The organism is Planktothricoides sp. SR001 (genome assembly GCF_001276715.1).
Classification (GTDB): Bacteria; Cyanobacteriota; Cyanobacteriia; order Cyanobacteriales; family Laspinemataceae; genus Planktothricoides; species Planktothricoides raciborskii.
In genome coordinates, this window is the sequence record NZ_LIUQ01000097.1 from 1 (window position 1) to 10,167 (window position 10,167).

The window sequence follows — 10,167 nt, forward strand, 5'->3', positions numbered from 1 at the left end:
TCCAGATTTTTACGAGCGGTGATAAACCAACTTATTTTTGCTCTCGGTGAAACTGCCAAAATTGTCGCGGTTCTCAGGTTTTTTAGGCGATCGCGTTTCTTTTTTTGGCTGAAAATTTTTTGGGATCAAAATATATCTGCTGAAGATATCTGCTGAAGATGCAATTTGAAAGCTGGGAATTTGGCGGCGATCGATTCAGATGATATCTGTAAATAATCTAAACAAATCAGTAAGACTGCATATCTATATTATCTATATTAAGTTAGATTAAGGTAGCGAAAATTCAGTTAATATCGGGTGGTCAATGCCCACCCGATGTCATTATCATCACCAAAAAACCAGCAAAAATCAAGCAATTTAACCGGATTAATTTTGGCGATTAACTCCTCTGAGGTTCAGGGATAGAAATGTCAATTGAATTGACGTTATTTGTGGGATTTAAACTAGACAAAGGAGGCTGAATTGCCGGATCATTGCCCACCACTAAGGTGACAATTTTATCGGGCTGTAAATATTGTTCAGCGACTCTTTGGACATCCGCAATGGTCGTGGCTTCAACTCCATTTTGATACTGAAAGATAAAATCTTGGGGATAGTTGTAATACTCATACCGCATTAAACGCGATAAGGTTTGACCGGGAGATTGAAAATTAAACACGAAAGAATTCAAGGTGGAATCTTTGGCGTAGTTTAACTCAGTCTGGGTAATGGGTTCGCGGCGAATTTGTTCAATTTCGCTGAATACGGCTTGAATGAATGCAACCGTTGCCTCAGAACGGGTTTGACCCCCAGCTAAGAAAATCCCCGGATAGTCAAAGCGAGGACTCCAATAAGCATAGACAGAATAGGCTAGACCTTTTTCAGACCTGACTTTGTTAAACATTCGGCCTCCAAAGCCATTAAGTACCCCATTGAGTACGGATAAAGCGGTGTAGTCAGGACTATCTAATTGACCGCCTAAATGTCCCATTTGCACATAACTTTGGGTAAGCTGAGGCTGATTAACAAAAAATATGCCACCGGGTTTGGCTGGGTTTGCCAATACTGGTGGTGACTGATTGATAGCCGCAACATTGGGGTTAGGTTTCCAGTTGCCTAGTTGCTGTTCGATTAGCGATCGCATCTCTTGGGAATTAAAATCTCCCACAATCCCTAGGATGATATTATTAGGATGAAAATAAGCCTGATAAAATTTCAGCAAATCTTGACGAGAAATATTATCTAGATGCTGATATTCTATGGTGCGAGCATAAGGGCTTTCACTCCCATAAATCAATTTTTGAAATTCTCGTCCGGCGATTTCATTCGGATCGTCATTCCGCCGAGAAATTGCCCCGCGCCGTTGGTTTTTGGCTAAGTCAATTTTATCTTGGGGAAAAATCGGTTCTCGGAGGACTTCCGCAAATAAGCCAAACACTTCTGGCAGGTCTTCACTTAAGGCGGTAAAACTCACACTGCCGACATCACTATCCACAGAGCTTTCTACAGCGGCTGCCCGCAGTTCTAATAACTCATTCATTTGCTCCGCCGGATGACTTTTGCTGCCACCGGAACGCATCACCTCACCCATAATATTCGCTAGTCCAACTTGATCGCCCGGTTCTAAGCGATCGCCCGTCTTAATAAATGCTTGACCGCTGACCAAAGGCAGTTCGCGATCTTCCATTAAAAACACCGTTAACCCATTATCAAGTTGATAGCGGGTATAGTCAGGAATTTTAATTTCTGGTAACGGCGGCAATTTTAAATCTGTATAATGTTTGGCTTGCTCTGCTTTTACTGGTGACAATAATAACAATATAAAAGCAAAAGCAATAGCCAAAATTATCAAGACAAAATTACTTTTTCCTTTCACCATTTTTGCATTGGAGTTGAGCATAAATTTCTCACAGTGTTGATTAGGACTAAAGGGAGACAATGGTTATTTGTTAGTTTTTATTTGTTAGTTGTTAGTTGTTNNAACTAACAACTAACAACTAACAGCTTTTACTCAGTCGGCAGTAAGCGACCAATGGTGCGATTTTCTGGGACAAAAGTGGCTTGAGCGATGCGTTGAATGTCGGCGGCGGTGACAGCTTCAATACTTTCCAGTTGTTTAAACAGGTTTTGCCAAGACCCGGTTTTGACCTGATATTCCACCAGCAGACTCGCCATCCCAGAATTAGAATTGAGCGATCGCAACAAATCAGCCCTTGCCTTAGTTTTTGCCCGTTCTAGTTCTAAATCTGACACAGGTTCATTGGTTAAGCGTTCAATTTCTGTATGTAATGCTTTGGCGACTTCTTCCACCGTATGACCGGGCGCAGTCAGAGCATAAAATAGCAGCAAATTCGGATATTTATTCCCCGGAAAGCCACTAAAACCCTGAGCATTCAAAGCTAATTGCTTTTCTTCGATCAAAGACTTGTAAATCCTTGAAGTTCGACCATCACTGAGAATAGCGGTAATCATGTCATAAACCGCATTATCCCGATCGTTAACCGCCGGTCGGTGATATCCTTCCAAATACCAAGGCTGAGTCGGTAAGCGCAAAGTCACTTCCCGGGGTTGGGTTTGCGGTGGCTCAACTTGTTCAACTTGGGGGGGAGTCGAGGGGGGGGCGGGATAACGACCAAAATAAATGTTCGCCAAGCGCTTGACTTCTGCGGGGTCAACATCTCCCACGATCGCGATCGTCATATTGTTCGGAGTGTAGTAAGTCTCGAAAAACTCCCGGACATCTGCTCTGGTGAGATTTTGTAGGTCTTGAGGATAGCCAATCACCGGGTTGCGATAGGGATGGATCTGAAATGCTTCGGCCAGAAATACTTCCACCATCTGACCAATGGGCGAATTATCAGTCCGCAGACGCCGTTCTTCCAAGATCACCTGCTTTTCTTTATAAAATTCCCGAAATACTGGCTCCAGGAAGCGCTCAGACTCCAAAGACATCCACAGTTCTAACTTATTCGCGGGAAAACTATAAAAATAACGGGTGGCATCGGCAGAAGTGGTGGCATTGAGTCCCACCCCGCCGGACTGTTGCACTATTTGACCAAATTGATTTTGAATAATATATTTAGACGCTTCCGTTTCTACCTGGGCAAATTCTGCCTTTAATTTCGCCACTTCTGAGGGGCGATTGGCTTTTTCAGCCGCAGAAATGCGATCGTTAATCTCATCCAGCTTGTTCAGCAGTTCTTTTTCAGCGGCATAGTTCGTGGTGCCAATTTTCGTCGTGCCTTTAAAGGCGAGATGTTCCAGAAAGTGAGCCACCCCAGTTTTACCCACAGGTTCATTTGCCCCACCCACGTCGGCGTAGGTGATGAAGGAGACAACTGGCGCTTCATGTCGTTCTAGGACAATAAATTTAAGTCCATTGTCTAGACGAAATTCGGTGACTTTTTGTTTTACCCGGTCTAAGTAGGGCTGAATGGATGATGTGGGTGCTGGTTGGACGGGCTTAAACTCATCGGTTCTCGCCGCTGCTGGGGTGGGGAAAGTTGCCCAGCCCAGCAGCATGACCGCGAGGAGGATGCCCACAAGTAAGGTTGCCCTGGGGAAATTTGGCCATTTCCAAGGCCGATGGTTGGTTCTCTGGTAGTGGGATTCGCTGGTTTGGTTGGGCGATCGCCAAGCGTCAAGAAACCGGGTTTCTTTAAGAAACCCGGTTTCTTGCCAATTCAGTTGTGGTTTCGGCGAAAATGTTTGTTTAGTCAGTGTCATTTTTAACGGGTTTAGTTTAAGGTTGTGGGAGTAATAGAGGTGACATGGTGCGGCAAAAGACCAGAAAAGGCAGTGGCGCCTCCGGGCAATCTTAACAATCTATTAAAGTTTGCCCATTTTCCGCTTGATTCGTTGGACAATTAAGTAGAAAGGATGAGCAATTTCATCCGGCATTGTCTATTTAAATTATGCAAGCGATGAACCAAATTACTTCCGGCATAGAGTCGCAAACTCGGACTAAAATTCTTCAGGCGGCTCAGAAATTGTTTGCCCACAAGGGCTACAATGGCACCACCACTAGGGATCTCGCTCACGAGGCCGGGGTGGCAGAAGGGACTATTTTTCGACATTTTCCCCATAAAAAAGCAATTTTGGTGGAGTTAGCCACCGAGGGCTGGATCGAAATCCTCACGGACTTATTAACTGAATTAAGTGAAATGGGCAGCTATAAAGCGGTGGGTCAGGTGATGCGCCGCCGAATGTTGAATTTGCATAAAAATGGTGATTTGATGCGGGTTTGCTTTCTGGAAGCACAGTTTCACCCCGAATTACGCGATCGCATCCAAAGTGAAGTCATTGCCAAAATGACTGATGTGGCCGAGGCATTCTTTCAAACCGCAATGGACAAAGGCATTTATCGGCGGATGAATCCTAAATTTGTGGCTCAGGTCTTTTTGGGGATGTTTGCGATCGCCGGGTTTAGCTACAACACCATCTTGGCAGAAAGTTCATCGCCACTTGCTCAGAAAGAAATGGCCGAAGGACTGGCCGATATTTTCCTCAATGGGGTTTTGGCTAAAGATTAACTTTAACCAATAACTTCGCCTCTTGTACCCATTGAGCCACTAGATCCGGTGTGGGACAGAGATCCTTGCGTTGCATCATCGCCACTTGTACCCGTAAAATCTGTTGATGAATTTTATACACGGGCATCTGGGCCAGTAATTTCACTGAGCCCACTCCCGCATGAAGTAACAGTCCACTATATTGACAGCCCACGGTGGGAATACCGGCTAACTCAGCCAATGCCACCCATTTATTGACATACTGAACATGGATGCCTAAGTGATGTGCCAGAGCTAATTTACGCTCTGGGGTGTTGGCATTTTTGAGCAGTTTACCCGTGGTCGCAATACCTTGCTGTTTTAATTCAGCTTGGTGGCGATCGCTCAATCCAGGTAATTGAGAAATCGGCCAACTCCGCAATTTCATATCACAGTTTTTCACCTTTTTTTAGAGCATATAATCCTAGCATATTGACTCCAGGAATTTTTTAAATCATGCCAGCCACCAGCCCGAATCCGATCGTAGAAACCTTAAAAAATCGCCGCCAACAACTGGCTCAACTGATATCATTTCCAGTCATCCTCTGGTCAGGAAAGCCATCATCCCGAAATTTTCCCCATAATACCTTTCCCTTTCGTCCCAGCAGTCATTTTCTTTATTTCGCCGGGTTGCCCGTTGAAGATGCCGCAATTCGTTTAGACTCCGGGAAACTAGAACTGTTTATGGATGACCCCAACCCAGAAAGTACCCTCTGGCATGGGGTCATGCCCACCAGAGCACAAATTGCCGAAGCCATTGGCGCTGATGCAGCTTTTCCCAAGCAGGAGTTAGCGTCACGGGCGACTGGGGCAGCAACAATTATGGTGCAAGATAGCGCCACTCGTGCGGAACAGTATATGGTCCGCAATATGGTTCGCCATTCCGTTCAGCCAAAGTGCTCCGCACCGCTTCCGCGAACGGACGATCGTTATGACGATCGCTATAAAGAGATAGATTTGCAATTAGCCCAGGCGATCGCCACCGTCCGTCTGACTCACGACCAAATAGCCCTATCCCAGTTAATGTCTGCTGCTGCTTGTACAATGCAAGCCCATTTAGCCGGAATGATGGCCACACCGAGAGCAAAAACCGAGGCAATGGTGCGGGCAGCAATGGAAGGAGTGCTGATTGCCAACAATATGCAATGCGCTTACAACAGCATTGTCACCGTGCATGGGGAAGTTTTGCATAATCAGGTCTATCACCACCCCCTACAACCGGGAGACTTATTGTTAGTTGATTTAGGTGCGGAAACAGCTTCCGGTTGGGCCGCTGACGTGACCAGAACTTGGCCGGTTTCTGGCAAATTTTCTCCCACCCAACGAGATATCTATGATATCGTCTTAGCCGCCCATGATGCTTGTATTGCCTACGCCCGTCCTGGGGTGGAATATCAGGATATTCATTTATTAGCCTGTCGGGTGATTGCTGAAGGTTTGGTCAATTTAGGCATTTTAAAAGGGCAGCCAGAAGATTTGGTAGAAATGGACGCCCATGCCCTATTTTTCCCGCACGGCATCGGGCATTTACTAGGGTTGGACGTCCATGATATGGAAGACTTAGGCGATATTGCTGGGTATGAAACCGGACGAGTGAGGAGCGATCGCTTTGGCTTATGTTTTTTGCGACTCAATCGACCCTTGCGAGCGGGAATGCTGGTGACAATTGAACCTGGGTTTTATCAAGTTCCGGCGATTTTGAATCAGCCAGAAAATCGGAATAAATATAAAGATGTGGTCAACTGGGAGTATTTGGCCAAATTTGCTGATGTCAGAGGGATTCGCATCGAAGATGATGTCTTAATCACCGACGGGCGATCGGAAACCCTAACGGCAGATTTGCCCACAAATCCCCATATCATTGAGCAAATTATTCAAGGTTAACTATAGGGCGATCGCAGTGAGGACTCCCTCCGGGACGCAACGCGATCGCAGCTTTCGCGTTGCGGAGCAATATCGCAGGGGAGAAAATTTACAACACATATCGCGGATTTGGCACACAGCCACGTTTTTCACAATTAGGATCGTCCTGATTGTCTTGATCCGCTTTTTGCTTGGCTTGTCTTTTTTCTGCGAGGGAAAAGTTGTGGATTTTCTCCCTCTGTTGCGCCTGATTCCAACTGGTGCTAATCAAATGTTCAATGCCAGTGCCTAAACCCACCACCAGTAAGAGAGATAAGCACCCACAAGGAGACATTAACTTGAAAAATTTTTGTTGTGCTACCATGGTTTTTTTCCCTGGAATCCTGAGTATGTAAGCGTAAAAAATTCCTATATGACCGGAAAATTACGGTATCTTGATTTAAACATAAAGTTTCCCTCAATTCAACACTTATCAACACTGAATTTTTATATAGAAAACCGGGTATCTAGTCAGTAATAGGAGTCAAATACTTCATGGGTGTTGCCCGTAAAAACTCGGACATAATCGATCAAGGGCTTATTGGATGTATTCTATTGTACATTTTTTTATATTTCGGATCAAGCCATGCTAAATCTTGATTTCATGGGTGATCGCCGACTCCTGTTGTGGACTTATTGCTGAATTATTATATCCACTTGAGTTAGATCTGCAATTTTTCCGGGTATAATTTTCAGTAGCCACAATGATTTTATCCGTGAAAACACTTACGCAAAATTCAGATATAAAATAATCAAATTTTTATCCATAAAAATTCATCCCCTTCAGTTATTTTTAACTTAATCAGGTACAAATATCAACAAATCGTCACCCTCGCCTCAGTAATATAAACCTCTAAATTGCGTGCGAAAAACAGGCTACCATATATTTAATCGCCAGACATTAAATTTCGTACCTCATCACCCTCAAATTTTTTATCAAAGACACGAACAAAAGACACGATGTTTGCTCCCCAAAGATTCAAGACCCGGAAATTGATAACTTAAAAATTTAAATGATTACAATAAATCTTCAATAATCGCCGACTTAATCCTCAAAAATAGCACCGCGCTGTAAACAATCCTGTCTCATCGCCTCAGATAAGCCTAAATTTTCTCGAAATCGGGCATTTTTTAACATTGTTTCGGTAAAAATAACCCGACTTAAGTTCGTATTGTGGAGCACAGCGCCAGTTAGATTCGCACCAGTGATATCTGCATTGGTCAAATTAGCGCCAGTTAAATTGACTCTGGTTAACTTGGCCCCGAAAAGATAAGCACTGGTTAAATTCGCCTCTGTCAAATTCGCATCCGTGAGATTGACACCACTCAGATTTGTGCGTAAATCCGCCCCAGTTAAATCAGCGCCATTCAGATTAGCATCAGACAGATTAGCATTAATCATTTGAGCATAGCGTAAGCAAGCTTGCCGCAAATTGGCGCGGCGCAAATTTGCCAATTCCAGATACGCATGACTCAGGTTCACTTCACTTAAATCCGCCTGACCTAAATCCGCATAATGTAAATCAAGATTACTAAGGTCAGAACAGGCAAAATCTTCAATGGGGTTAATTCCTAAACTTTTTGCCAAGGCAATAAAATCATCCGTGTTGGATTCTAAAAACAATTCTCGTGCCAGAGAAACCAACTGTAGCTGGTACTCTCTGGCTTTTTGTTGGTTTCCCATCGATTTGTAGGCTAATTTTAAGCTGGCTAGATTTTTCCCTTGAGAAGTTTTGTCTTGCATTTGCTGGGTAATCACTAAACACCTTTCTTGCGCGGCGATCGCCTGTGACCAAGATTCTAAGCGGGCATAAACCGTTCCGAGATTAAATAAAGCATGGGCTTGTCCTCGCGGGTCTTGCAGTTCCACAGCGATGCGATAATGTTCTTGATAACAGGCGATCGCCGCAGACAAATCCCCTAATTTTTGATACCCCACCCCTAAATTGCCCAGGGTAGCCGCTTCTTTGCCCCGGTCTTTCAGTTCTTGATACTTTTGTCTGGCTTGTTGCCACAGTTGCATGGCTGAATCCACTTCACCTTGATGATATTGCTCAATTCCTTGTTTTAGGAGCAAGTCAGCTTCAGACATTGTTCAACACCATTAACCTTCATTATTGACGTTCATCATTGATTCTGATTCTTTAGATCGCACAACCAGGGGGTAATTTTTGAATCAGTGGTCAAATCATACATCTTGACGGCTGCTTCTAAGTCAAGATCGTAAAAGAGACGCCCGCTCGGAACGTCTCTCAAACTCTAATCCTCAAATAAAAAGCAGATTTTCATCAAGTCATTCATCAAGTCATATTTAGGTTAGTGGCTAACTGCCACAGAGACCTATTCATGCTCAACGATCGCGCCGTGACTCTTAAGTCGCTGTTCCATTTCCTCAGAAAGTCCCGAATCAATCTTGAATCGTGCTTGTTTCACATTGGTATTGTCCAACTTCACCCCCGTGAGCTTAGTTCTGACCAAACCCGCACCTTGTAAATCAGCCCCAGTCAAATTCGCATCGGTTAAATTTGCATCACTGAAATTCGCATTAGTGAGATTTGCTTCAGTGAGATTCGCACCACTTAAATTCGCACCACTTAAATTCGCTAATGCTAAAGAACAGCGTTGCAAATTAGCCCCAGCGAGATTCACATCACTCAGAAGCGAACCAGTAAAATCAGCCCCCGCCAAATTTGCCCCGACTAAAGAAGCCCCACTGAGGTCAACATCATTCCAGTCAGCCCCTCGAAGATTGACTTTTTCCAAGTTAGCGCCAGTGAGATCCACTTCATTCAGGGTTGTTCCCAATAAATTTGCTCCCGCTAAATCTACCAACGGATTCAGGTTGGCAATTTTGACTAACTCTAATAAGTCGTTCGTGTCAGCGGCCAAAATTTCCGCGATCGTCTCATTTAACCGAGAAAATCCGTCATCATCAGCTTCAACCTCATAACAACTCAAACTCGGTGGCTGTTGTGGATCGGAAAATCGTAACTCCACCCGACTGACATAAGGCTGAAGCTTATACTCAAAGAGCGATCGAATCAAAGTCCGCTCTAAAACACTATGTTGATTTGGACTCACATCATGGGGCCATAATCCTTGAGCTTCCAAAGTTTGCACATCCAAAGCGTCCACCTTAAAAGTGGCTTCTACCACCAAAGGGCTGCCTGTCACTTGCAGCGTTCCCAACTTCATCTGTGCCAAAGAGCCTTGTAAAACTGGAGTACCGCGTTTAGCAATAAAAATCCAGCCCGGTTCAGTTTGCGTCCCCCTAATTTCTACCTGACACTCACTTTGCCCACTTGTACTCGTTTCAAAAGAGAAACGCTCAGAATCAGGCATAATGGCATTTTCCAAGCTCAGAGTCAATTGACCCCCTCGGAGACCAACCAGAAAACGAGATGGTGGACTGAGTTCTTGCCATTCTTGATGAAAATCCAGGGTAACAAATAAATCGATTTGCGTGCCATTCTGCTTTGCTGGCACGGACGTAGCGGTTAATTCCAGTAGACAGAGTGGTTGTTGCATCGCCAATTTCATCTCCCGCAGCATAGCGACTTGCTCAACCTATCAACCTATCATGTAACTGTCAGAGATAAACATCGGAATTAATAAGACTTATGCACTGACATTATTTGTGAAGTTGTGAAAAAATAGAAAAAAACAAGAAGGGGAGGGATATATGTAAATCCCCCCCCTTCTAGAAATAAAATCCCTGGCACTGAGCTATTTTCCC

The 10,167-nt window shown here is 44.4% G+C and carries 8 protein-coding genes; 2 read left to right on the forward strand and 6 right to left on the reverse strand.

Features of this window, described 5'->3' with window-relative positions; translation table 11 throughout:
• Window positions 1-379: 379 nt before the first annotated feature.
• Window positions 380-1,879 carry a pitrilysin family protein gene (locus AM228_RS27835; RefSeq protein WP_054470213.1) on the reverse strand — a complete coding sequence of 500 codons (1,500 nt, stop codon included), beginning with the start codon at window positions 1,877-1,879 and terminating at the stop codon, window positions 380-382.
• Between the two features lie 107 nt (window positions 1,880-1,986).
• The gene (locus AM228_RS27840; protein WP_156332124.1) at window positions 1,987-3,501 is read right to left on the reverse strand and encodes a pitrilysin family protein; all 1,515 of its coding nucleotides are present in this window, start codon (window positions 3,499-3,501) and stop codon (window positions 1,987-1,989) included.
• Window positions 3,502-3,893: 392 nt separating this feature from the next.
• Here AM228_RS27840 and AM228_RS27845 point away from each other — a divergent pair, with 392 nt between their 5' ends.
• Window positions 3,894-4,511: a TetR/AcrR family transcriptional regulator gene (locus AM228_RS27845; protein WP_054470214.1), complete on the forward strand. Its 618-nt coding sequence runs from the start codon at window positions 3,894-3,896 to the stop codon at window positions 4,509-4,511.
• Here AM228_RS27845 and AM228_RS27850 read toward each other — a convergent pair.
• A complete protein-coding gene (locus tag AM228_RS27850) occupies window positions 4,501-4,917 on the reverse strand; it encodes a DUF4332 domain-containing protein (protein WP_054470215.1) in 417 nt (138 codons plus the stop codon). The genes AM228_RS27845 and AM228_RS27850 overlap by 11 nt on opposite strands.
• Window positions 4,918-4,985: 68 nt before the next feature.
• On the opposite strand from AM228_RS27850, the gene AM228_RS27855 reads away from it, so the two are divergent.
• The gene (locus tag AM228_RS27855; RefSeq protein WP_054470217.1) at window positions 4,986-6,413 is read left to right on the forward strand and encodes an aminopeptidase P family protein; all 1,428 of its coding nucleotides are present in this window, start codon (window positions 4,986-4,988) and stop codon (window positions 6,411-6,413) included.
• 88 nt (window positions 6,414-6,501) lie between these two features.
• Here the strand turns inward: AM228_RS27855 and AM228_RS27860 are convergent, their stop codons facing one another.
• From AM228_RS27860 to AM228_RS30470, 3 genes are all read right to left on the reverse strand, one after another.
• The gene (locus AM228_RS27860) at window positions 6,502-6,756 is read right to left on the reverse strand and encodes a hypothetical protein (RefSeq protein ID WP_054470218.1); all 255 of its coding nucleotides are present in this window, start codon (window positions 6,754-6,756) and stop codon (window positions 6,502-6,504) included.
• 720 nt (window positions 6,757-7,476) lie between these two features.
• Window positions 7,477-8,523, reverse strand: a complete 1,047-nt coding sequence (locus AM228_RS27865; protein ID WP_054470219.1) for a pentapeptide repeat-containing protein — start codon at window positions 8,521-8,523, stop codon at window positions 7,477-7,479.
• Between the two features lie 248 nt (window positions 8,524-8,771).
• Window positions 8,772-9,983, reverse strand: coding sequence for a pentapeptide repeat-containing protein (locus tag AM228_RS30470; RefSeq protein ID WP_054470220.1), 1,212 nt, complete (start codon window positions 9,981-9,983; stop codon window positions 8,772-8,774).
• Between the last annotated feature and the right edge of the window lie 184 nt (window positions 9,984-10,167).